Origin of the sequence: Streptomyces sp. NPDC058751 (genome assembly GCF_042746485.1) — a bacterium.
Lineage (GTDB): Bacteria > Actinomycetota > Actinomycetes > Streptomycetales > Streptomycetaceae > Streptomyces.
The window spans coordinates 157,984-180,942 of the sequence record NZ_JBHYPZ010000001.1 but is presented as its reverse complement, the minus strand read 5'-3'; the positions used below and the strand labels follow the sequence as shown (position 1 = coordinate 180,942).

18 protein-coding genes are annotated in these 22,959 nt (G+C 71.7%); 5 read left to right on the top strand and 13 right to left on the bottom strand.

What is annotated here, in order from left to right:
- Window positions 1-153: 153 nt before the first annotated feature.
- On the bottom strand, window positions 154-1,857 hold the full coding sequence (locus tag ACFW6B_RS00740) for a serine/threonine-protein kinase (RefSeq protein ID WP_386591095.1): 1,704 nt from the start codon (window positions 1,855-1,857) through the stop codon (window positions 154-156).
- Window positions 1,858-2,527: 670 nt separating this feature from the next.
- On the opposite strand from ACFW6B_RS00740, the gene ACFW6B_RS00735 reads away from it, so the two are divergent.
- Window positions 2,528-2,818, top strand: a complete 291-nt coding sequence (locus tag ACFW6B_RS00735; protein WP_386591094.1) for a hypothetical protein — start codon at window positions 2,528-2,530, stop codon at window positions 2,816-2,818.
- 174 nt (window positions 2,819-2,992) lie between these two features.
- Here ACFW6B_RS00735 and ACFW6B_RS00730 read toward each other — a convergent pair whose 3' ends face one another.
- Window positions 2,993-3,751 (bottom strand): DUF6928 family protein, encoded by a 759-nt coding sequence (locus ACFW6B_RS00730; protein ID WP_386591093.1) that lies wholly within the window; start codon window positions 3,749-3,751, stop codon window positions 2,993-2,995.
- Window positions 3,752-4,059: 308 nt separating this feature from the next.
- Between ACFW6B_RS00730 and ettA the strand changes: the two genes are divergently transcribed.
- Genes ettA through ACFW6B_RS00715 form a run of 3 tightly spaced genes read left to right on the top strand, consistent with a single transcriptional unit; the run spans window position 4,060 to window position 6,851 of the window.
- Window positions 4,060-5,724: an energy-dependent translational throttle protein EttA gene (gene ettA / locus ACFW6B_RS00725; protein WP_386591092.1), complete on the top strand. Its 1,665-nt coding sequence runs from the start codon at window positions 4,060-4,062 to the stop codon at window positions 5,722-5,724.
- A gap of 6 nt (window positions 5,725-5,730) precedes the next feature.
- A complete protein-coding gene (locus ACFW6B_RS00720) occupies window positions 5,731-6,141 on the top strand; it encodes an acyl-CoA thioesterase (RefSeq protein WP_386591091.1) in 411 nt (136 codons plus the stop codon).
- Window positions 6,138-6,851, top strand: coding sequence for a hypothetical protein (locus ACFW6B_RS00715; protein ID WP_386591090.1), 714 nt, complete (start codon window positions 6,138-6,140; stop codon window positions 6,849-6,851). The genes ACFW6B_RS00720 and ACFW6B_RS00715 overlap by 4 nt, the downstream gene beginning before the upstream one ends.
- A gap of 112 nt (window positions 6,852-6,963) precedes the next feature.
- On the opposite strand, the gene ACFW6B_RS00710 is transcribed toward ACFW6B_RS00715, so the two are convergent.
- A complete protein-coding gene (locus ACFW6B_RS00710; protein ID WP_386591089.1) occupies window positions 6,964-7,368 on the bottom strand; it encodes a globin in 405 nt (134 codons plus the stop codon).
- A 128-nt stretch (window positions 7,369-7,496) separates the two neighbouring features.
- Between ACFW6B_RS00710 and ACFW6B_RS00705 the strand changes: the two genes are divergently transcribed.
- Window positions 7,497-8,492 (top strand): methyltransferase domain-containing protein, encoded by a 996-nt coding sequence (locus tag ACFW6B_RS00705; RefSeq protein WP_386591088.1) that lies wholly within the window; start codon window positions 7,497-7,499, stop codon window positions 8,490-8,492.
- 51 nt (window positions 8,493-8,543) lie between these two features.
- Here the strand turns inward: ACFW6B_RS00705 and ACFW6B_RS00700 are convergent, their stop codons facing one another.
- From ACFW6B_RS00700 to ACFW6B_RS00655, 10 genes are all read right to left on the bottom strand, one after another.
- Window positions 8,544-9,851, bottom strand: a complete 1,308-nt coding sequence (locus ACFW6B_RS00700) for an FHA domain-containing protein (RefSeq protein ID WP_386591087.1) — start codon at window positions 9,849-9,851, stop codon at window positions 8,544-8,546.
- Between the two features lie 81 nt (window positions 9,852-9,932).
- Window positions 9,933-11,279 carry a VWA domain-containing protein gene (locus tag ACFW6B_RS00695; RefSeq protein WP_386591086.1) on the bottom strand — a complete coding sequence of 449 codons (1,347 nt, stop codon included), beginning with the start codon at window positions 11,277-11,279 and terminating at the stop codon, window positions 9,933-9,935.
- 99 nt (window positions 11,280-11,378) lie between these two features.
- Window positions 11,379-12,806, bottom strand: coding sequence for a protein phosphatase 2C domain-containing protein (locus tag ACFW6B_RS00690; protein ID WP_386591085.1), 1,428 nt, complete (start codon window positions 12,804-12,806; stop codon window positions 11,379-11,381).
- Complete coding sequence (locus ACFW6B_RS00685; protein ID WP_386591084.1) at window positions 12,807-15,548, bottom strand: tetratricopeptide repeat protein; 2,742 nt, start codon at window positions 15,546-15,548, stop codon at window positions 12,807-12,809.
- 19 nt (window positions 15,549-15,567) lie between these two features.
- Window positions 15,568-16,902: a hypothetical protein gene (locus tag ACFW6B_RS00680; protein WP_386591083.1), complete on the bottom strand. Its 1,335-nt coding sequence runs from the start codon at window positions 16,900-16,902 to the stop codon at window positions 15,568-15,570.
- A 68-nt stretch (window positions 16,903-16,970) separates the two neighbouring features.
- Complete coding sequence (locus ACFW6B_RS00675) at window positions 16,971-17,996, bottom strand: glutamate ABC transporter substrate-binding protein (protein WP_386591082.1); 1,026 nt, start codon at window positions 17,994-17,996, stop codon at window positions 16,971-16,973.
- 14 nt (window positions 17,997-18,010) lie between these two features.
- A complete protein-coding gene (locus ACFW6B_RS00670) occupies window positions 18,011-19,438 on the bottom strand; it encodes a hypothetical protein (RefSeq protein ID WP_386591372.1) in 1,428 nt (475 codons plus the stop codon).
- 325 nt (window positions 19,439-19,763) lie between these two features.
- Complete coding sequence (locus tag ACFW6B_RS00665; RefSeq protein ID WP_386591081.1) at window positions 19,764-20,801, bottom strand: N-acetylglucosamine kinase; 1,038 nt, start codon at window positions 20,799-20,801, stop codon at window positions 19,764-19,766.
- Window positions 20,798-22,063 carry a 6-phospho-beta-glucosidase gene (locus tag ACFW6B_RS00660; RefSeq protein ID WP_386591080.1) on the bottom strand — a complete coding sequence of 422 codons (1,266 nt, stop codon included), beginning with the start codon at window positions 22,061-22,063 and terminating at the stop codon, window positions 20,798-20,800. The genes ACFW6B_RS00665 and ACFW6B_RS00660 overlap by 4 nt, the downstream gene beginning before the upstream one ends.
- Before the next feature lie 2 nt (window positions 22,064-22,065).
- Window positions 22,066-22,959: a carbohydrate ABC transporter permease gene (locus tag ACFW6B_RS00655; RefSeq protein ID WP_386591079.1), complete on the bottom strand. Its 894-nt coding sequence runs from the start codon at window positions 22,957-22,959 to the stop codon at window positions 22,066-22,068.

Below are 22,959 nucleotides of genomic sequence, written 5' to 3'. Positions count from 1 at the left end.
GCCGTTTACGGCCGTTCAGACGAGACCCGGATCCACTGCCGCCGCGATGGCTGGCCACCTATGAACGCAGGTGAACGTGGCTGCACACCGCCCAGCACCCCAGTTGCAAAACATGCAGATTCGAAGGCCAGAATCCTTCACCCCGGACCGTATTTACTGGTAAGCGCTGACGATCGAGGTGCTGACGCTGGTACCCGCTGCTTCAGCCCGATACGAGATGGTCCAGACTGCGTCAGCCTTGTCTGGCTCTCCGTACAGGTGACCGCCCTTCTCACACGCATAGTTCATGCGTTCTTCGGCGACCACCGTGGTGGCACCCGTCATCACGCGACAGGTGTTGCCGTCAGGCAAGACGATGATGATGGGAGAGATCTGAGGTCCACCAGGGATATGGAAATTATTGCCTGGCAATGGCTCGGTCAGGGTGAGTCGAACCATCCTGGTGGGAGTGGTGCCCATGCAGAGCAGGGCCTCGTGATCAGGACTCTCGTCTGGAGCGAAGCACGGGTCAAGGACTTCGCTCTCGGCGCTGCACCGCCAGGCATCGAGACGCATCGTGGCCTCAGATGAGCTCCAGCATGAGCCGATGGTCTCGCCGGTGACAGTGATGCCATCGGCGGGGTAACCGCCAATGGCCCAAGGAGTGATCGTGTGGACTTGGGTCCTGCTGAGTGTCAGAGACGGTGGAGGCGTCGAGGACTGTGAGGAAACGGCGCGCACAGTGGGCGTCGTGCTGGTGGACGGCGTCACGCTTGAGGTGCTGCCCTGAGTGGAAGTGGCAGCGGAGCGGTTGGATGCACGACTGGCTGAGTTGTCGGTTGTCACTCCGCTCCTGTCCAGAGTTGTCGCCGCCCAGGTTCCAGTTGCCGCAACAAGCACGCCGATGGTGGCCGCTAGCCAGGCGAAGCGCCTGTGACGGCCCCGGGCCCCAGAGGTCGTCCAAGCTTGGTCATCAACGGCCGGTATGTGCCATTGCTGTGACATGACGTCGCTTACCAGGGTGGACTGGTCAGGTACACCGCCCAGAACCTGAGTCACCTGTCGGCCCAGCAGGTCCGCTGTCTCCTCAGCGAGCGTGTCGGCCGCTGGTCGCTCTCCCGGATCCTTGACCAGGCAGGCTTCGACAATGCCGCGCAGTTCCTCGGGCATCCCTTCCAGGTCCGGCTGCTCACGCATTACACGGAACGCCACCGCATCAGGAGCGCCAGAACCGAAGGGAAGCCGCCCGGTCGCCGCATAGGCGACGAGCACGCCCCACACGAATACATCACCAGGTGCTCCAACAGATCCGTCTCGATACTGTTCGGGGCTGATCCATCCAGGGGTTCCGGACATCGTCCCTGTCCGGGTAATCATCGTGCCGTCGGCAATGTGGGAGATCCCGAAGTCCAGGACACGGGGGCCTTGCGGTGCCAGGATGACGTTTGTCGGCTTGAGATCGCGATGGACGACACCCGCCGCGTGGATAACGGCCAGCGCACTGGCGGTGCCAGCCGCAAAGAGGTGCAACTGCATTCCGGTCAGCGGCCCCTCTGTGGCCAGATGCTGTTGAAGGGTAGGACCCGGAACGTAGTCGGTGGCCAGCCACGGAATGTCGGCCGCCGGGGCCGCATCCACCAGCGGCACTAGGCATGGACCGCCTATCCGGCGCAGCGCCGCAACCTCGCGATGGAAGCGTGCTCGGAATTCTGGGTCCGCGGCGTGCTGGGCATGAACCACCTTGAAGGCGACTCGACGGCCGCCGGGGTCTGTAGCCGCGTACACGGTTCCCATGCCGCCAGTCCCAAGCCGACCAAGAATGCGGTAGGAGGCAATGCGCTCGGGGTCTCCAGGCAGCAATGGAGTGATCGTGGACATGGCAGCTGATCTCCAGAGAGGCGGTCGCGCGGGGGCGCGGCTCAGAAGTACAAAACCGTAGCGCCTGACTGACTTCTCAAGAACCGTGCCCTGGGAGAAGCTGTACCTCTACGTATCGTTTCCGTGCCAGACGCATGCCGGATCCTGCAGGGAACCACGGAGAACGCCGGGCCCCCAGCACACGGCTGAACAGGCGGCGGCTCAGCTCCAGCGCAGGTCAGCAACTCAATTGAGTTCAGAGTGCACGCGCTTTCCGAACTGAGGGTTTAGTGCTGTCGGCACGGGCCGGCCGCTGCAGCTTGCTCTGGTCGACAGCACAGGCAGCGTGGCTGAGGCTGGCGGAGGTGCAGCGAGGCATACGCGCGCGTGGCCGGTCGGCGCACTCGCCGTCGTGGCTGACTGTCGTCGGCTGAGGTTCAGACGGGGCGCGTCGAAGGTGTCGGCGTCAGTCGAGTGCGCCAGGGCTGGGCCGTCCCTGGGCTGTCCGAGAGTCGCCGAGGCTGACCAATGGCGACCGACAGCGACAGGTTGTCCACAGAGATCAGCGGCGGAACCCCAGGTCAGGGGCCCCTGGCCGGACGGGTTTCCCCCGAGGGGTGGCCGTCAGGCAAGATGGGGCGCTTCTTTCCGCCGGACAACGACCCTGTCTGGCTGTCCTGGGGGAACTTCCGTGATCATCGCTGTTTCGGACGGGCACGACCCGGCCTACCAGCTCCAGACGAGCCTGCTCACGCTGGTCTTCGGCATAGCGCTCATCAGCGTCGGGCGGATGCTGCGGCGGACCGGACAGCTACCTGCGTATCTCGACTTCAGGCAGAAGACGTTGGGGTCGCTGGTCCCGCAAGAGGGCAGGAGTGCCGGCGTCGGGAAGCTAGGCGCAGCCATGATCGCCGTGGGTGGGTTCTTCCTCTTCGGTACCGCCTGCCTGATACTCGGCGCGCTGGGCGTGCTCGGTCCCTGAGGGCCGGCCGCGCGGGAGCTGCGCCAGCCGCAGGTGAGTGTCTAACTGCGTGACAACGCCGACGGACAGCGGCGGACGAGCGCGGACGCCTCCGGACTATCTCAGCAGGTGAGAGGCACCCCAGCCCAAGGTAGAGCGCTCCGGTCAGTTGCTTCGGGACGAAGGAGTCCTGAGCTAAAGACCGTCGCTCTCGATCAGCGAGCCGTCAGGGCCCATGGCGAAGAAGCGTGGTGTGCCCATGGCTTCCATGGTTCCTTGCCGTGCCGCTTCTTGCTCCACGGGATCAGGGCCGTGCGGGTCTCGCACCCGGAAGCCGTGCAGGCGGATGCTGTCCGCGTCGACGTCGTCCGGTTCGGGGCAGCCCTCGCGGACGAAGCCGCAGAGTGCCCGCAGCGCGTCTTCGCCCAGCTCCAAGGGATGGAACGGCAGCGGGTACGGGTCTTCGTCCTCGTCCGGCCAGGGGATGACGTCGGCCGGGCGGTCTCCGGCCCAGTAGGGCAGTTCGAAGGGGAGCGGTTCGCCGATGTTCTCGATGATGCCGCTGTCGGGGGACAGGCTCAGGGAGCGGACGAGCCGACCGTCCTCCCACACGGCGAACGCGAGCCAGTCCACGACGCTGTGCATGGCGTGCAGCACGAGGCATCGGCCGGCGCTCGCCGCCACCAGGTACTCCGGAAGTTCGGAGGGGGCGTCGATCATCACCCTCTGGTCACCGATGATCTCCACGCCGGGCCAGCTCGCCGCGTATGCCGTCCCCTCCGGGGGATACACACCGCTCCAGAGATTCGAGCCCTTGCTCTCCTCGATCTCCCAGCCCGGGTAGAGCCGCCGCATCATGCCGGCCGTCCGTTCGAGGTCCGCTGTGCCCACTTCTCGCAGCAGCCCCGGCACGTCGCCGTCGGCGTACACCAGAAAGCCCGTCTTGGCCCCCAAAGCCCCTCCCCAGGGTGTTGCCCTCGCTGGTGGGTGCACCGTAGCCGCGGCCACTGACATCGGCGGTGACTCAGCCTGAGTGGGCCCGGCTGGGCCGTCCCTGGGCCGTCCCTGGGCCGTCCCTGGGCCGTCCGAGGCTGGCCGAGGACCACCGACGGCGACAGACAGTGACAGGCGAGCCACAGTCGTCGGCGGTAGAACCCCAGGTCACAGGCCCTCCGCCGAACGGGTTTCCCCCGAGGGCTGGCCGTCAGGCAAGATGGGGTGTATCTGCCCACTGCCGATTTCAAGCGTCCGGACGGTTTCTCTTGGCTGAGTTCATTTACACCATGCGCAAGACGCGCAAGGCGCACGGCGACAAGGTGATCCTCGACGACGTCACCTTGAGCTTCCTGCCTGGCGCCAAGATCGGTGTGGTCGGTCCCAACGGTGCCGGTAAGTCCACCGTTCTCAAGATCATGGCGGGCCTCGAGCAGCCCTCCAACGGTGACGCGTTCCTGTCGCCCGGCTACACGGTCGGCATGCTGCTCCAGGAGCCCCCGCTCGACGAGTCCAAGACCGTTCTGCAGAACGTCCAGGACGGCGCCGCCGAGATCATGGGCAAGCTGCACCGCTTCAACGAGGTCGCCGAGCTGATGGCGACCGACTACTCCGACGCCCTCATGGACGAGATGGGCAAGCTCCAGGAGGACCTGGACCACGCCAACGCTTGGGACCTGGACACCCAGCTCGAGCAGGCCATGGACGCCCTCGGCTGCCCGCCCGGCGACTGGCCCGTCACCAACCTCTCCGGTGGTGAGCGCCGTCGCGTCGCGCTGTGCAAGCTGCTCCTGGAAGCCCCCGACCTGCTGCTCCTCGACGAGCCCACCAACCACCTGGACGCCGAGTCCGTGCAGTGGCTGGAGCAGCACCTCGCGAAGTACCCCGGCACCGTCGTCGCCGTCACCCACGACCGGTACTTCCTCGACAACGTCGCCGGCTGGATCCTCGAGCTCGACCGCGGCCGCGCCATCGGCTACGAGGGCAACTACTCCACGTACCTCGAGAGCAAGGCCTCCCGCCTGAAGGTCGAGGGCCAGAAGGACGCCAAGCGCGCCAAGCGGCTCAAGGAAGAGCTGGAGTGGGTGCGGTCCAACGCCAAGGGGCGTCAGGCCAAGTCCAAGGCCCGTCTCGCGCGCTACGAGGAGATGGCGGCCGAGGCCGACAAGATGCGGAAGCTGGACTTCGAGGAGATCCAGATCCCGCCGGGCCCGCGCCTGGGCTCCATCGTCGTCGAGGTCAACAACCTCTCCAAGGCCTTCGGCGACAAGGTCCTCATCGACGACCTCAGCTTCACCCTGCCGCGCAACGGCATCGTCGGTGTCATCGGCCCGAACGGCGCCGGCAAGACCACGCTCTTCAAGATGATCCAGGGTCTGGAGACCCCGGACTCCGGCTCGATCAAGGTCGGCGAGACCGTCAAGATCTCGTACGTCGACCAGAGCCGCGAGAACATCGACCCGAAGAAGTCGCTGTGGGCCGTCGTCTCCGACGAGCTCGACTACATCAACGTCGGCCAGGTCGAGATGCCCTCCCGCGCCTACGTCTCCGCGTTCGGCTTCAAGGGCCCCGACCAGCAGAAGCCGGCCGGTGTCCTCTCCGGTGGTGAGCGCAACCGCCTCAACCTCGCGCTGACCCTCAAGCAGGGCGGCAACCTGCTGCTCCTCGACGAGCCCACCAACGACCTCGACGTCGAGACGCTGTCCTCGCTCGAGAACGCGCTGCTGGAGTTCCCGGGCGCGGCCGTGGTCGTCTCCCACGACCGCTGGTTCCTGGACCGGGTCGCGACCCACATCCTCGCGTACGAGGGTGAGTCCAAGTGGTTCTGGTTCGAGGGCAACTTCGAGTCGTACGAGAAGAACAAGATCGAGCGGCTCGGCGCCGAGGCCGCGCGTCCGCACCGCGCCACCTACAAGAAGCTGACCCGGGGCTGATCGATCTTGCGGCACATCTACCGCTGCCCGCTGCGCTGGGCGGACATGGACGCGTACGGCCACGTCAACAACGTGGTGTTCCTCCGGTACCTGGAGGAAGCCCGTATCGACTTCCTGTTCCGCCCGGAGAAGGACTTCAAGCAGGGGTCCGTGGTGGCGCGCCACGAGATCGACTACAAGAGGCAGCTGGTCCACCGGCACGCGCCGGTGGACATCGAGCTGTGGGTGACGCAGATCCGGGCGGCGTCCTTCACCATCACCTACGAGGTCAAGGACCCCGACCAGGTCTACGTCACGGCCTCGACGGTGATCGTGCCGTTCGACTTCGAGAACCAGCGTCCCCGCCGGATCACGGCCGAGGAGCGCGACTTCCTGGAGTCGTACCGCGACGACGAGGACGAGGCCGTCGCGGCATGACGGTCCTGCACCTCGCCGACGCGGGGGAGGCGGCGGACCTCGCCGCCTTCCTCTCCCGGCTCGTCCACTACGACCGCGCGGCCGCCGTGCGCCTGAAGGCGGGCGCCACCACGCTCGCGGTCTTCGGCCGGCCGCCGTCGTTCGAGGTCCTCGCGATCCGTACGGCGCGGCTCGCCAAGCCGTACGAGAACGGGCTCGACGTCACCCTCGACGTGACCGTCTCCGCGGGCGAGATGCTGGAGTCCGTCGAGGAGCAGGCGGCCACCGTCGGTGTCCCGGCCGCCGTCACCGGCCCCCCGTGGGCCGGCGTCCTGCCGCCCCGCGGCGGCTGGCTTCCGGAGCCGGGACTGCCGGGACCGGACGCCGTACGGGCGGAGGTCGCCGCCGCCGTGGCCGAGTTCCGGTCGCGCACCGAGGAACTGGCCCCCGAACTGCGGACCCGTGCCGAACTCGACCGGGTCGGGCGGGAGATATGGTCCCGGCCGGTCGGTGACACCCGCCTTCCCGTGCGGGCCGCGCACGCCGCGCAGTCCCTGGGATTCCTGCGGCCCGTGCCGCCCGCGCCGGTCTCCGCCGAAGGACAGGTCCCCCCGGTCGGCGGTCCGCTGGCGCTGTACTCGTCCGGCGCGTGGCTGCGCCTGCGGACCCCGTTCGGGTCGGTCGCCGTCCGCAGGGCGGGACTCGGCTCACTGGGCGTCAGCGTTCACTGACCCCGGTTCACCGGCCCCGCGCCCCCGCATCCGCGCCGGGGCCGCGGGCCGGGCACGGCGTCCGCCGCCGAAAGCCGCGGCCGGGCCGTCGTGTCCTCGCCGCGGACGGCGGTCAGTCCGCCGAGTTCACCATCGACGCGGCTGCGTACGTCAGGTAGTTCCACAGCGTCTGCTCGTGCTCCTCGGAGAGGCCGAGCTCGTCGACGGCCACCCGCATGTGCTTCAGCCACGCGTCGTGCGCCGCCCGGTCGACCTTGAACGGGGCGTGCCGCATCCGCAGCCGGGGGTGGCCGCGGTCGTCGCTGTACGTCGTCGGGCCGCCCCAGTACTGGATCAGGAACAGCGCGAGGCGGTCCTCGGCCGGGCCCAGGTCCTCCTCGGGATACATGGGCTTCAGCAGCGGATCCCCGGCGACACCCTCGTAGAAACGGTGGACGAGGCGGCGGAAGGTCTCCTCGCCGCCGACCTGCTCGTAGAAGGTCTGCTCCTGAAGCGTGCCGCGCCGAATCTCTTTCACGCCCCCATGTTCTCAGACCGGGCGACCGAGGTCTCCAGCCTTAGGACCACACGTTCCGCGGCGGACGGGTGCCCGGGGGCGCCGGTCCGGCGCTCGCCTCGCGGCCCGTTCGGCAGCACAGTGGAGGTATGGGCGCACCGGCTCTCGAAGGATCCGGCCCCGGGCCCGACGACCTCGCCGACCGGGCACGGGCGGCGCTGGTGCGCGAGATCGAGCGGAGCGGGGCCTGGGAGGGCGATCCCGTGTGGCGGGAGGCCTTCGAGGCGGTCCCGCGCCACCTGTTCGTGCCGTACTACTACCTCGGCGTGGTCGGCGGCTACGAGCGCCTGTGGGGCGAGGACCCGGACCCGCGCGTCCGGGAGCGCTGGCTGCGCGGCGCGTACGCGGACACCCCGCTGGCCACCCGGGTACGGGACGGGGAACTGGTCTCCTCCAGCAGCCAGCCGTCGCTGATGGCGAAGATGCTGGCCGAGCTGGAGGTGCGGGACGGGGACGCCGTCCTGGAGATCGGTGCCGGGACCGGCTACAACGCGGCCCTGCTCGCGTACCGTCTCGGCGACGGTCCGGTGACCACGGTCGACCTCGACGTGGAGATCACGGAGGCCGCGCGACGGCATCTGGACGTCGCCGGGTACCACCCGACCGTCGTCACCGGCGACGGGGCGCGCGGGGTCCCCGAGCGCGCCCCCTTCGACCGGATCATCGCCACCTGCACGCTGACCACGATCCCGCCCCCCTGGCTGGTCCAGTGCCGTCCCGGAGCCCGCGTCCTCGCGCCGCTGGCCACCGGCCTGATCGCGCTGGAGGTCCGGGACCCCGGTCATGCCGAGGGACGCTTCCTGCACACGTCCGCCTTCTTCGTGCCGCTGCGCGGCGCCACCCGGTCCGGACCGGAGCCGGAGCCGGCCCGGACCGGCGGGGTGCCGCGCCGGGCCCGCGGCGACGACCTGTTCCGTTTCCTGCTCGCCCTGACGGCGGGCCGCCTGGACCCGCAGGACGCCTACGCCCTGTGGGAGGACGAGGGCCGGCCGCAGCGTGAGCGGTACGGGGTCACGGTCGACGAGAAGGGCGCCAGGGCCTGGCTGGACGACCCCGGGGGGCCGCACACCTGGCCGCTGTCCTGAGCCACGCGGGACCTGCCGGGCCGCCGTCGAGGGGGCCCGGCAGGACGGCGGTCAGCCGCGCCGGATCGTGATCGTCGTCCAGGCGCCCACGTGCACCCGGTCGCCGTCCTGCAGCGGTACCGGCACGAACGGCTGGATGGGCTCCTCGCCGCCGTTGACCGTGGTCCCGTTCGTCGAGTTCTGGTCGACGACCGCCCAGGTGCTGTCCGGCTGCTGGACCAGGACCGCGTGCTGGTGCGAGACGCCCGGGTCCTCCGGGGGCACCGACAGGTCGATGTCCGGGGTGTCACCGGTGGAGTGCCTGCGGCGGCCGATGGTGATCTGGTTGCCGAGGAGCGGGCGCTGCAGTTCCGGCGAGTACGCGGGCAGGTTCAGGCCCGCGGCCTCGGGGCCGGAGCGCTGCATCATCGCCATGAAGTACTCGCGGTCCGGTGCGATGGTCGCGCTCCAGGACAGCGACTGCTGCGGCGCCGGGGGCTGCTGGTAGCCGGGACCGGGCGGAGCCTGGGTGGCGCCGGGCTGCGGGTAGCCGTAGTCGCTCTGCAGGCCGGGGCCGGCCGGACCACCCTGACCGCCGGGCGCGCCGGGGGACGGCGGGGGGATCACCCAGTCGTCGTCACCGCCACCGAAGGCCGGACCGCCGGGCTGCGGACCGCCCTGGGTGAAGGGCGGCGAGGAGGGCTGCTGGGTGTATGCCTGCTGCGGGGCACCAAGGCCGCCGGGAGCACCGGGGCCGCCGGGCGCGGACGGGGCCGCCGGGCGCGGCGGTTCGCCGAAGCCCTGGGGGCTGCCGTAGGGCTGGGCTCCCGGGCCGGGCGGGATCGGCTCGGCGGGCCGGTTCACCTGCGAGGGCCGCGAGCTCTGGTACTCGAACGAGTCGTGACCGGGGCCACCGGGACCGGGGCCGCCCGGCTGTCCCTGTCCGGGCTGCGGGAACCGCGGTGCCGGGTTCTGGCCGCCGGGGCCGCCCGGTCCGCCGGGACCGCCGTACGGCGACGGCCCTCCGGGGCCGCCGGGAGCACCGGGGATGCCGGAGCCGCCCGGGTTCCCGGCCGGCGGACGCGGCGCCGCCGGTGTGTACGAGGTCGCGGTGTTCGTCAGGAAGTTCCAGCGGCACTCCTCGCAGAACGGCGCCGCCCCCTCACGGGGCGTGCGGCACTGCGGGCAGAGCTCGGCACCCGCGTCCGGCGCGCCGGAGCGGGCACCGGGTACGGGCGGCGGCGAACCGGGCGCCGGGTAGCCGTACCCGGCGCCGGGCGGCGGGGGCGGGAGCGGGGGCACGCCACCGGGCATGCGGTGACCGCAGACCTCGCACCAATCGTCGGAACCCGACTGGTGTCCGTTCGGGCATGTCGGCATGTCGGTCCTTCCCCCTTCCTTTTCCGGTCGCCATGACCGGGTTTCTCCGGATCCCCGCGGGGCCGGGCTCGCTACTTTCCGCTACTTCTTTACACGAACAGTCTTTGTGGACCGTGTCTCGAGGGTCATCTCGTCGGCTTCCGCGACACGGGCTTTCAATCGCACAGTACCTGCCGCGACGTCGACCACGTCCACCACCTTCGCGAGCAGTTTCGCAGTATCGGCGTTTCCGGAGGCTCCGGCGAGTTGGACGGCCCGTCCCAGCTTGGCCGTCGCTCCATCGACATCTCCCGCTTTGCGAAGATCGAGACCCTGCTGGATGACTTGTGCCAGTTCGGCCTGACCCGTGTAGTGCGCGACCTGCGGATTGATGGACGTCGAGGCGGTCATGTCGTCGGTCCACACCGCCCGCACGAGCCCCGGCGTGCCGAGGTTCTGCACGCTGCCGTCGTCGTGCGGGATCACCAGGGAGACCCGGGCGGCGAGCATCTCCTGGCCGATCCCGGCCGTCGGGACCCGCACGCACACGTGGTAGTCGCGGGACTCGTCGCCCCAGGAGCCGGTCGGGTAGTCGCCCGCGCGGGGTCCGGCCCCGGTGCGGCGGTCCGTCAGCTCCTCGACCGTGGGCGCCACCTGCTTGACGAACCTGATCTCGGTGCCGACCGGCGTCCACACCCGCAGGGCCACGTCGGCGACCTCCTTGCCCATGGCCGTCTCCATCATGTGCGTGAAGTCGGCGGAGAGGGCCGCGGGGTCGGCGACGATGTCGGCGGTGCCGAGCAGCGCCGAGGCGATCCCGGTGACCTCCTTGACCTCCCAGTCGGTGCCGACCCCGCGCGCGTCACAGGTGAAGCGTCCGGCACAGGAGTTCAGCGCGGCCCGCAGGTCCTCGGGCGACTCGTGCTCGTTGCGGCCGTCGGTGAGCAGGATGCCGTGCCGGATCTCCACCTCCGCGGAGGACAGCAGCCGGTCGGCGAGCCGCAGCCAGGTGCCGATCGCCGTGCCGCCGCCGGCGCTCAGCCTGCGCAGCGCCTGCTTGGCCTGCTCACGGGTGGAGGCGTCCGCCACGGCGAGCCGCCCGTCGCCCGGGTAGACCTCCTTGGCGAGGTGCGTGCCGCCGATCACGGCGAAGCGGACCCCGTTGCGCAGGGTGTCGATCGCCGCCGCCGTCGCGTCGCGGGCGTTGCGCATCTTGGCCGGCGGATAGTCCATCGAACCCGAACAGTCGACCATGATCGCCACGGCGGCGTCCGGTGCCCGGCCCGCCGTGTACAGGTGCGGCGCGGAGACCGCGCTTCCGATGGTGCCCCCGCCGGTCGCGCTCACCGTGACGATCGCGTTGACCTCGCGGCCGCCCTCCGGCAGGTATTCGTTCTGGTACACGTCGACCGAGAACTGCGGCACGTTCGACTTCGAGAAATTGGCCATGCCTTCTGGTCCCCCTAGGACTCCGCCCCCCGGCGGAGGTGCTGACTGGGTGCGGACCGGTCCCCTCCGGTCCGCGGCCGCCCCCGTCCTTTCGCGGCCTCAGGCCGATCCTGCCCCCTGCGAGGGGGCGGGGAACGGCAGGACGGTCACTGTTACGTTGTCGTGGCCCCCGCCGTCCAGGGCGTGGCCGACCAGGACCCGGGCGGCGTGCAGCGGCCGCTCGGCGGCGTCGAGGGGGACGGCCTCGGCCATCTCCTCCGCCGTCTCCGCGTAGTTCCACAGTCCGTCGGTGCACACCACGACCACGCCCGGCCGGTCCGGCTTGAACGAGACGGTGTGCGGCTCCAGTTCGTAGGCGTCGGCGCCGAGCCAGCCGGTGATCGCGTGGGCGCGCTCGTCGGCGTACGCCTCGGCCTCGTTCATCAGGCCCGCGGCGACCATCTGCGCGGCCCACGAGTCGTCCTCGGTGAGCCGGGCCGGCATCGAGGAGCGGTCGACGGGAACCCAGTAGACGCGGCTGTCTCCGACCCAGCCGACGACCAGCAGGGTGGGCGTCACGAGGGCGCCGACGATGGTGCAGGCGGGCGCGTTCACGTGCGGCGCGTGCTCGCCCTGCGCGGTGTCCGGGCCCGCCAGGGCGTTGACGGCGTCCGAGGCCGCGACGATCGCCTCGTGCATGGCCGCCTGCGGATGCGTGCCCAGCGGAAGGGCCGCCAGCAGCGCCTCGTTGGCCGCGTTCGCGGCGGCGAGCGACGCCTCGTCGGGGCGGGTCGCGGAGGAGACGCCGTCGCAGACGATCGCGACGACCGCGGGGGAGCCGTCGGGCAGCGCGGTCGAGGAGACCGCGAACGCGTCCTCGTTGCGGTGGTGGCGCAGACCCCGGTCGCTGACCGCGGCGACCGCGCCCAACTCCTGTTCCATGTGGTCCCGTTCCCGCGGCTGGGCGTGCCCGCAGTTCTCGCAGTAGCCGTCGGGGTCCACCTGGCCCGCACGGCAGGCCACGCACAGCTTGGCCTCCGCGGGGGGCGCCGGGAGGTCGCCGGTGCGGGGATCGGCCGGGACCTCGCGGTCCGGGCCGCCGGCCGGAGGGGCGAGCGGGTACTCGTCGGGCTCCGGGGGCCTGTCGAACCGTACGCCCGAGGGCTTCCCGGCGGGCCGTCCGGAGGCGGCGGGCCGGGGCGCCGCCGGATCCGCCTGCGGGTGCTCCGGGTGCTCCGGGTGCGGCAGTTCGGAACCACCCGAATCGGTGCCCCGGATGTCGGCGGCGCGGTGCACCGGCGCGGGCGTCTCCGTGCCGCCGGCCTGGCGCGCCACCGGCCAGTCCACGGACGGGTCGGCGGGCGGGCCGGCGGGCGGCGGGCCGGCCGGGGTGCCGTTCATGGCGATCGTGGGGTGGTCCTGCGGCGGTGCGGACACCGTCGACAGGTCGTAGCCGCACGCACCGCAGAAACGGTCAGCCGCGTCCAGCGGCTCCTCGCAACTGGGGCACCGCGAAAGGGCCGTCGGCTGGGGAATCTGGGACATCAATCACACCCACGTCCGGGGGCGGTAACGGTTTGCGCGTTCCACCAGGTCGATCCTTTCATCGCCGCCCCGCGCGAGCCGGGCCAGCGTCCGGTACGAACGTTCGAGGCCGAAACGGAGGCCACGCTCGTCCAACTCGCTGCCGAGCAGCGAGGTTCCGCCTCCGGCCGCCGGAGCGGAACCCTGGCTACCGGAGAGTACCCAGTCCAGCGCGCAGCCGAGGACCTCCGTCGACAACCGCTCGCGCCGCACCGCGTCCAGACCGAAGCCGTCGAGCGCCTCCACCTGTCCGGCCGCCGCCGTCAGATCGTCCAGGAACGGCGCCGCCGTCTCGGTGACCGGCCGCTGCCGCAGCCGCGCCCGCACCGCGGCGACACGCGCCGCCGTGTAGTGGATCGACGACTCCGGCACGGACTCCAGGGTGCGTACGGCACCACGGCGGTCCCCCGCCGCGAGCTGCACCCTGGCCAGCCCGAACGCCGCGCTCACATAGCTGGGGTCGGTCGTCCACACCAGCCGGTAGTACTCGGCGGCGTTGTCCAGCTGGCCGAGCACCTCCGCGCACACGCCGAGGGCCAGCTTGGGTGCGGGCTCGCCGGGGAAGGCGTCGTAGACCGCGTCGAAGGACAGCGCCGCGGTCTCGTTCTCGCCGGTCGCCAGCGCCGTGACACCGCGGTACCAGACGACCCGCCAGTCGTCGGGGTGATCGGCCTCCAGCGCGTCCACGGCCGATCCGGCGCCGTTCAGTTCACCCATCTCCAGGCGGGCCCGCAGCTCCCGCAGCCGCAGCTCGGGGGAAGCGGCCGGCGCGGCGCGCAGCGCGGTGATCAGCTCCGCGGGCGCGGACGCGATGAGCCCCGCGAGGAAACCGGCGTTCGGGTCGCCGGGATCCACCCGCGGCACCGGAAGCGCGAGCGCGGTGGCCGCCGCCTCGACGGGCCTGACCAGGGCGGCGGCGGCCGGCGGACCGGGCGGCAGCGGCCGGGACCCGTTCGCCCCGGCGGGCGGCCCGGGCACGTTCTTCCTCCGCCGTACGGGGACGGGGCGGGCCCCCAGCCGCGACACGTCCTCGGCGGCCTTCCCGAACAGCTCGGTGTCGGTGACCCGGGTCTCGGGTCCGAACAGCGTGGACAGCGCGGGTCGCGCCCGCCCCGTCTGCACCGAGACCACCTCGCGCAGCACACCCGTGAGCTGCTCGGACATCTCCTGCGCCGAGGCGAAACGGCGGGCCGGGTCGGGATCGGTGGCCCGGACGAGGAGCCGGTAGAACGACTCGTACTGGCGGAAGACCTCGATGTTGTCGGGGTCGGGCAGGGAGTCCACGAAGACGTTCGTGTAGCCCTGGAAGTCGAAGGAGAGGACGGCGAGCGTACGGGCGACGGTGTAGAGGTCGGAGGCGACGGAGGGGCCCACCTCGGCCACCTCGGGGGCCTGGTAGCCCACCGTGCCGTAGATGGCCGACTCCTCGTCGTCCATCCTGCGCACCGCGCCCATGTCGATCAGCTTGAGCTGGTCCTCGGTCTGGATCGCGTTGTCGACCTTGAAGTCGCAGTACAGCAGGTTGCGGCTGTGCAGGTGGCCGAGGGCCTCCAGGGCCTCGATGCCGTAGGCGCAGGCCTGCTCCACCGGCAGCGGGTCGCGCTTGCCGTCAGCCGTGCGGCGCCCGTTGGCGAGCTCCTTGAGCGACTTGCCGCCCACGTACTCCATGACGATGTACCCGTCCAGCGAACCCGTCCGCTGGTCCAGGTGCTCGACGAAGTTGTAGATCCGCACGATGTTGGCGTGCTCGATCTCCGCGAGGAAGCGCCGCTCGGAGATCGCGGCCGCCATCGCGTCCTGGTCGCCCGTGTCGAGCAGACCCTTGAGGACCACCCAGCGGTCGGACACCGCGCGGTCGACGGCGAGGTACACCCAGCCGAGCCCGCCGTGCGCCAGACAGCCCATCACCTCGTACTGGCCGTGCACGACGTCACCGGTGGCGAGCTTCGGCACGAACGAGTACGGGTGGCCGCACTTCGTGCAGAACCCCTCGGTGCGGCCGGGCCGGTCACCGCGCGAACGCCCCACCGGGGCGCCGCAGTCGGAGCGCGAACAGAACCGTTTGCGCTCGGGCACCTCCGGGTTCTCCAGGACCATCGCGCGCGGGTCGGGCCGCGGTACGCCCGGCACCTCGACGAGCCCGGCGCCGAGCCGGCCCCGCCCGGAGGAGGACGTCGTCGAACCGGAGCTGCGCACCGACACCGAACGGCCCGTCGACCGGCCCGACAGCGACCGCGACAGCCGGCCGGAGACCGAGCGCCGCGACTGCGAGGAGCGCGACGACGTGCGCGAGCTGGGGCGTGAACCGGCGCGCGCGCTGACGCTGTCGGAGCCGCGGCCGCGCGCGGAGGCGCCGGCCGACGCCGGGCCCGCCACGTCCGCACCGGACCGCGGGCCGCTCCCGGTCCGGGAGGAGCCCGGTGCCGGTGCGGTGGGGGCGAGTCCGCAGGTGTCGCAGTACAGCTCGCCGCCTCCCATGTTTTCGTACGATCCCTCGCAGCCGGGCCGTTCGCACGTGTACCCGCTCACCGGCGGCTCACCCGGACCGGGTTCCGGCACGCTCCCGGTCCGGGAGGACTCCGGCGTCGGTGCGGTGGGGGCGAGTCCGCAGGTGTCGCAGTACAGCTCGCCGCCTCCCATGTCCTCGTACGATCCCTCGCAGCCGGGCCGGCCGCACGTGTTCCCGCTCACCGGCCGCTCGCTCACGGCGCACCCCTCTCAACGCTCACGCGCCCGGCCCCCTCCGGTCCGCACGGTCATCAGGGCCGCCCTGTTCGGGCGCCCGCGGGCTCAGCAGTTCGGCCGCCGCCCGTTGGTAGCGCAGGACCGCCTCCTCCGCCACCCGCAGATCACAGGGAGCGCTCCACAGCATGCGGCGGGCCGCGTCATAGCGCTCCACGAGGAACGGGTCCTCGGCGAAGCCGTGCCGGGCGACCTTCGCCTTGTACGCGTCGAGGCGTCCGCGCAGCTCCGCACGGACCGCCAGCGGCTGGGTGACCGCCGTCAACGACTCGCGTGCGCGCAGGAGTTCGTCCTCCGCCCTCTCCTCCAGCGCCTCCAGGAGCGGCGAGAGGCGGTGCCACTGCGCGTGCCTGCGGTACTCCGCGGCCGCCGCCAGCTGTTCCTGGAGCGCCGTCGGCGGACCGCTGACGGCCGGCACCTCGGACGCGGCGATCTTCGCCAGGACCTCGCCACGGGCACTGCGCGCCTCGGCGAGCGTGCGGTCCGCGCGGCTGAGCACGTCCCGCAGCTTCACCAGCCGGGCCTCGGCGTCCTGGCGCACCGTCAGGACCGCGTCGATCTCCCGGCGCACGTCCTCCAGGGCGCGCGCCTCACGGTCGTACGCCGTGGTGTCCGGACGGCCGCCGCCGGGAGCCGAACTCCCCTGCGCGGGGACCCAGAAGGCGAGCGGGTCGGACACCACGCGTTCGCGCAGGGCGGTCAGGGTCCGGGTGATCCGCTCCAGGTCGTCGCCCGAGGGGTGCTCGCCGGGGCGCACGCCCACGGAGTGCGCGAGCGCGCGGGTGCGCTGGAGCTCCGCGGCCAGTAAATCTATCCGGGCGGGCAGCGCGGACCACACGGCGTCCGCGGTCACGACCATGTCGAGCGAGGCCGCGTACAGCTCGTTCATCCGGTCCACCAGGCCGGCCAGCGAGAACCGCTCGCTGAGTTTGCCGGTGCCGGCGAGGGTCGGCGCGTTCGCGGTGGCCGTGGCGGAACCGGCGACCGTGATGCCCGAACCGCGCAGCAGCTCGGTCAGCTCGACCAGGTCCTCACGGCTGGACCAGCGTCTGCGGGAACGGATCTCGCGCGCGGAGCGCAGCGCGTCCGCGTACGCGTCGAAGTACGCCCACAGCAGGGTGATCGACGCCTCCGCGGACGCCCAGCGCTCCTTGGTGGAGCCGGTGAGTTCGGCGCCCTCCAGGAGTCTTCGGCCCGCGTGGTCCTGCAGGGCGAGGAGCGAGGTCTCGATGGCCTCGTGCTCCGCGCCGAGGCGCGCCAGCGCACGGTCCGCCTCGTCCCGGTCCATCACCGGCCCGGGGGGTCCCGTGACGCCCATCGATCACCTCTCGTTCTCGTGCCTTCCCGGCGGCTCGGTGTGCGCGGCCGGGCAACTCTCCAGTCGTATCAGGTCGATTGCCGGTACTGGGCGACCGGCGGGTCCTCCGAGGGGGAGTCCGGACCGAGGGTCGGGGCGAGCCACTTCCCGTACGACTGCCGCCAGCCGTCCTCGCGGTAGTCGGCGAGGACGCGGTTGACCCGGCGCACCAGGTCGTCCGAACCCTTCTTCATCGCCACGCCGTAGTACTCGGTGGTGAAGGTGCCGCCCTTGAGCGCGACCGTGGGGTCCTGGGCGGCCTGGCTCGCGGCGAGCGCCCCGTCGGTCACCACCGCGTCGGCCTCGCCGAGCTGGAGGCGCACCAGGCAGTCGAGCTGGTTGGGCACGGGCGGCAGGACGACGGCGGAGGGGGCGAGCCTGCCCGATCTCCGGTCCGCCGTCAGCCGGTCGTTCGCGGTGGACTTGGCCGCCGAGCAGATCCTCTTGCCGGCCAGGCTCTTGTCGTAGCCCGTGATGCCGGAGCTCACCGGGGCCAGCACCTGCTGGCCGGTCTTGAAGTAGGGCGCGGAGAACGCGACCTGGTCGAGACGCTCACAGGTGATCGACATGGTGCGCACCACCATGTCGACCTTGCCGCCCTGGATCGCGGGGATGCGCTGGCTGGTCGGCACCGCCCGGAACCGGACGGCGTCCGGGTCGCCCAGGATGTCCTCGGCGATCGCGTGGACCAGGTCGATGTCGAAGCCCTCCAGGTTGCTGCCGGCCTCCGGGTTGTTCGGGTCGCGGTAGCCCCAGCGGTAGCTGTTCTGGTCGACGCCGACGACCAGCCGGCGGTCCTCGCGGTTCTTGATGGCCTCGATCGTCGGCCCGTCCGCGCCCGACGGGGCCAGGCTCTGGTTCTGCGGGTCGGTGCACTCCTCGGCCCTGGCCTGGGTGCCCCGGGCCACGCCCTGTCCGCCGGCGTCCGCGGTGCCGTCCCCGCGCGCGGAGCGCGGCAGCAGCAGCGCGAGGAGCAGGGCCGTCGCACAGGCGAGCGCCATCGCGCCCACGCCGCCCCAGCCCTTCAGGCTCGCCCTCAGACGTCGTGCGATCATCGCCACTCCCCCTCTCACCGGTACTCCGAAAGCCTGCGGCCGATGCCGAACACCGCGCCCGCGGCGGCCAGCACGGCGAGGACCGCGGCGCCGACCGGGAGGCCGGTCATGGCGCCCAGGCCGTTTTCCGCCGCCTGCTGGAACTCGTTCTCCTCGTGCGTCAGCGCGAGCGTCAGGTTCTCGTCGACGACGTCGAAGCACTCACCCGTGGGCTTCTTGTCGGCGGAGCCGATGACCCGGTCCAGCGCGAGCTGGTAGTCGCCGTCGTTGTCGGCCTCGCGGGCCTCGGCGTGACGCTGCTTCCAGACCTCCATGGCGGCGTTCGCGTCCTGGACGGGCTTCTCGCCCGAGCGGTCGTTCGCGAGGTCCGCCGCCGCGGCGAGGCGGCCGGTGAGCGCCTTCATGTCCCGCTCGAAGTCGTAGTCGTACAGGTCGACGGTCCTCTTGTCGGCCAGGACCTTGGTCTCGGCACCCCGGCTGACCAGGGTGAGGTTCTCGTTGCCCCGGGCCTTGAGGGACGCGATCTGCGCGGCGTGCAGCACGTTCAGGGAGCGGACCCCGTGGTCGTACGACTCGTTCAGCCCGGACCGGGCGACCGTGTGGCCGACGGTGAGCCACAGCAGCACGGCCAGGGAGGCCCCGGTGGCCGCGGCCATGCCCCGGTTCAGCACCCGGTTCGTACGCAGGTAGTTGCGCCGCTGGGCCCAGGCGAGGGCGCCGAGCGCGACGAGTCCGAGGGCGATCGCGGCCCACGGATAGGGCTTCGCGTCGGCGTAGTCGGCGTTCAGCCGCCGGTTCTCACTCCTGTAGAGCTGCTCGGCCTTCGGCAGCATCTCGTTCTGCATCTTGTCGTTCGCGTACCGCAGGTACGCGCCGCCCAGCGGGTAGCCCTGCCGGTTGTTGGCGCGGGCCCGTTCGATCAGGCCCTTGTACTGGGGCAGCAGTTCGTTGAGCCGGGAGATGGTCCTGGCCGAGGGGGAGCCCGGCTCGGAGCTGTTGGCCGCGGTGATCAGCTTCGCGGCCGCCGTCCGGATGTCCTCCTCGTAGCGCTCGCGGATCTCCTTCGACTCCTGACCGCCCGCCAGGAAGCCGCTGGAGGCGGCGGTGTTGGCGTCGGCCAGCGAGCGGTAGATGTCGGCGGCGCTCGCGCTCAGCGGCTGGCTGCCGTGCAGCACGTTGTCCGCCGCGGCCGAACGTTCCGTCATCTGCCAGGCGGTGACCGCGCCGAACGCGACGACCAGCAGGGCGAGGACGGCGCCGATGATCCGCAGCCGCCCCGGCTCCGTCGTCGCCGCGGCGCGCAGCCGGTCCACGCCCTCCGCCCACGCGGTGCGCCGCGGTGCCGCGCCGGGGTCCGGGGGAGTGTTCCGCGGGGGGCCGAACCCGCCCTGGGGCGCGGGCGATCCGCCCGGGGGCCCCGACTGAGCCGGCACGGCCGGCATCGTGGGCCCGCCCTGCCCCGGCGGCGCCGGGTTGCCCTTCGGCGGGTGTGTCACTGTCGACCTCCCCCATGGTCATCCGCCCGGTCGCGCTCACCGCGGACGCGGTGGGCACGGCCGGCCGGCGTACGTGCACGGCGGCAAGTATCGCCGCCCGTACCGGCATCCGCACAGGCCTTGCCTGGATCTTGTTCGGATCACGGCGCAGCACGCCTTTCCCGCGCCACCCCCCTTCTCATGAACACGTGTTCCGGATCCGTTTGGTTCCCGCCCCGGCACTCCAGGTCACGGACGGTCCCGGAGCCCGGCACCGGTGTCCCCGCGGACCTCACCGGCCCCGTTCGTAGAACGCCCGTACGCGCGCGTGGATCTCGTCCGGGGCCCGGACGTGGTCCAGGCCGAGGAGTGCCGCGCCCAGGACCGGCGGGGCGGTGACCACTCGGGGGACCGCCTTGGGCGCGCGGACGGCCAGGAGTTCGCGGACACGGTCGTCGAGCCGGGGATGGCGGGCGGCGAGGATGCCGCCGCCGAGGAGGACGGGGGTCTCCTCGGCGAGCAGCCCGAGGCGGTCCAGGGCCACCGTGGCCATCGCGACCACCTCGTCCGCGAGCCGGTCGACGAGCGCGCGGGCCACCGGGTCGCCGTCCGCCGCCGTGGCGAACAGGACCGGGGCCAGCTCGTGGCGCCGCGCGCCCGGGATGTGCTCCAGGTGCAGCGCCTCGATGAGCGCGTACATGGAGTCCAGGCCGAAGTGGGCGGGCAGGGTGCGGGCCAGGGCGGTCTCGCCGCCCCGCCCGTCCTCGGCCCGCGCCGCGTGCCACATGGCCTCCTCCGCCAGGGCCCAGCCGCCGCCCCAGTCGCCGGAGATGCGTCCGAGGGCGGGGAAACGGGCGGTGCGGCCGTCGGGCCGCATGCCGACGCAGTTGATGCCGGCCCCGCAGACCACGGCGACACCGCGCGGCTCGGCGATCCCGGCCCGCAGGATCGCGAACGTGTCGTTGCGCACCTCGACTCCCGCGCCCCAGGCACGCGCCCGCAGCGCCGCCGCCAACTGCTCCTCCTCCACGGGCAGATCGGCGTTGGCGAGGCAGGCCGAGACATGGCCGACCGAGGTGACGCCCGCCTCGGCGAAGGCCCGGCGCACGGCGTCGGCGACCGTGTCCACCGCCGTGTCGACGCCGACCGCCGGGGGCCGGAAGCCGCCCGCGCGCGCGGTGCCCGCCACGGTGCCCTCCGCGGTCACCACGGCGACGTCGGTCTTGCTGTTCCCCGCGTCGATGGCCAGGACGAGGCCCGCGGGGCCGGGTCCGGTGTCCGCGGGGCCGGACCCGGCGGCCGTCCCGGCACCGGTCTCCGTCGACGTCATGCCCACGTGAGGTGCTCCCGGTTGTGTGCGATCAGCCGGTCTGTCAGGGCGTCGGCCAGGGCGTACTGGCCGACCAGGGGGTGGGCGAGCAGCGCCCGGAGGACCCGCTCGCGCCCGCCGCGCAGGGCGGCGTCCAGAGCGAGGTCCTCGTACGCGGTCACGTTCGCCATGAGACCCGCGTACAGCGGGTCCACGACCGGCACCGGCAGCGGGGCGGGCCCCTTGGCGTTCACCGCGGCCTGCACCTCGATCACCGCGTCGTCCGGCAGGAACGGCAGGGTGCCCCGGTTGTGGGTGTTCACCACCTGGTACGGGCTGCCGCCCCCGCCGAGCAGGGAGGCGGCCAGGTCGACGGCCGCCTCGGAGTAGTAGGCGCCGCCCCGCTTCGCCAGCAGCTCCGGCTTCTCGTCGAGCGCCGGGTCGCCGTACATCTTCAGCAGTGTCCGTTCCATCTCCGCCACTTCGGCGGCGCGGGACGGCTTGGTGCGCAACTCGCCGACGACCTCGTCGTGCGCGTAGAAGTAGCGCAGGTAGTACGAGGGGACCACGCCGAGGCGCTCGACCAGGGAGCGGGGCAGCCGCAGGTCGGCGGCGATCGTGTCGCCGTGCCCGGCGAGCAGCCGCGGCAGGACGTCCTCGCCCTCGGGACCGCCCAGACGGACACCGGTCTCCCAGGTGAGGTGGTTGAGGCCCACATGGTCGAGATGCACATCGGTGGGGGAGACGCCGAGCAGTCCGGCGAACTTGCGCTGGAAGCCGATCGCCACGTTGCACAGCCCGACCGCCTTGTGGCCCGCCTGGAGCAGGGCGCGGGTCACGATGCCGACCGGGTTGGTGAAGTCGATGATCCACGCGTCCGGGTTGGTGCGGCGGACCCGTTCGGCGATGTCCAGCACCACCGGGACCGTGCGCAGTGCCTTGGCCAGTCCACCGGCGCCGGTCGTCTCCTGGCCGACGCAGCCGCACTCCAGCGGCCAGGTCTCGTCCTGCTCGCGGGCGGCCTGGCCGCCGACGCGCAGCTGGAGCAGGACGGCGTCGGCGCCCTCGACCCCCGCGTCCAGGTCGGAGGTGGTGACGATCCGGCCGGGGTGGCCCTGGCGGGCGAGGATCCGGCGGGCCAGGCCGCCGACCAGTTCCAGGCGCTCGGCGGCCGGGTCGACGAGGACGAGTTCCTCGACGGGCAGGGTGTCCCTGAGCCGGGCGAATCCGTCGACGAGTTCGGGGGTGTAGGTCGACCCTCCGCCGACCACGGTGAGTTTCATGGTTAGCCCTTCACTCCGGTGAGCGTGACGCCTTCGACGAACGCCTTCTGCGCGAAGAAGAACACGAGGATCACGGGGGCCATGACCAGGACGGTCGCGGCCATGGTGAGATTCCAGTCGGTGTGGTGCGCGCCCTTGAACGACTCCAGGCCGTAGCTCAGTGTCCAGGCACCCGGGTTCTCGGAGGCGTAGATCTGGGGGCCGAAGTAGTCGTTCCAGGCGTAGAAGAACTGGAAGAGCGCGACGGCCGCGATGCCGGGTTTCGCCATCGGCAGGACGACCCTCAGCAGGGTCCGCAGCTCCCCGCAGCCGTCGACCCTGGCGGCGTCCAGGTACTCGTTCGGGATGGTCGTCAGGAACTGGCGCAGCAGGAAGATGGAGAACGCGTCCCCGAAGGCCATCGGGATGATCAGCGGCCACAGGGTGCCGGACAGGTCGAGCTGCTTCGCCCAGAACAGGTACATGGGGATGATCACGACCTGCGGCGGCAGCATCATCATCGAGATGACCAGCATCAGCGACAGGTCGCGGCCCCGGAAGCGGAACTTGGCGAGGGCGTAGGCGACGGGGACCGAGGAGACGACGGTGAGCACCGTGCCGAGGCCGGCGTACAGCAGGGTGTTCTTCCACCAGGTGAGGAAGCCGGGGGTGTCGAAGACCTTCGTGTAGTTGCCCCATTCCCAGGTGTGCGGGACCAGGTCGCGGCTGAGCGCCTGGCTGTCGCTCATCAGCGAGGTCAGGAACACGAAGACGAAGGGCAGCACGAAGAAGAGGGCGGCGGCCACGCCGAGCGCGTGGACCGCGATCCACTCCAGGAGGGCCCTGCGCCGGGCGGTGCGCTCGGCCGGGGAGATCCGCGCCGTCGACTCCGCCGGTTTGTCGAGTACTTGGGTCAT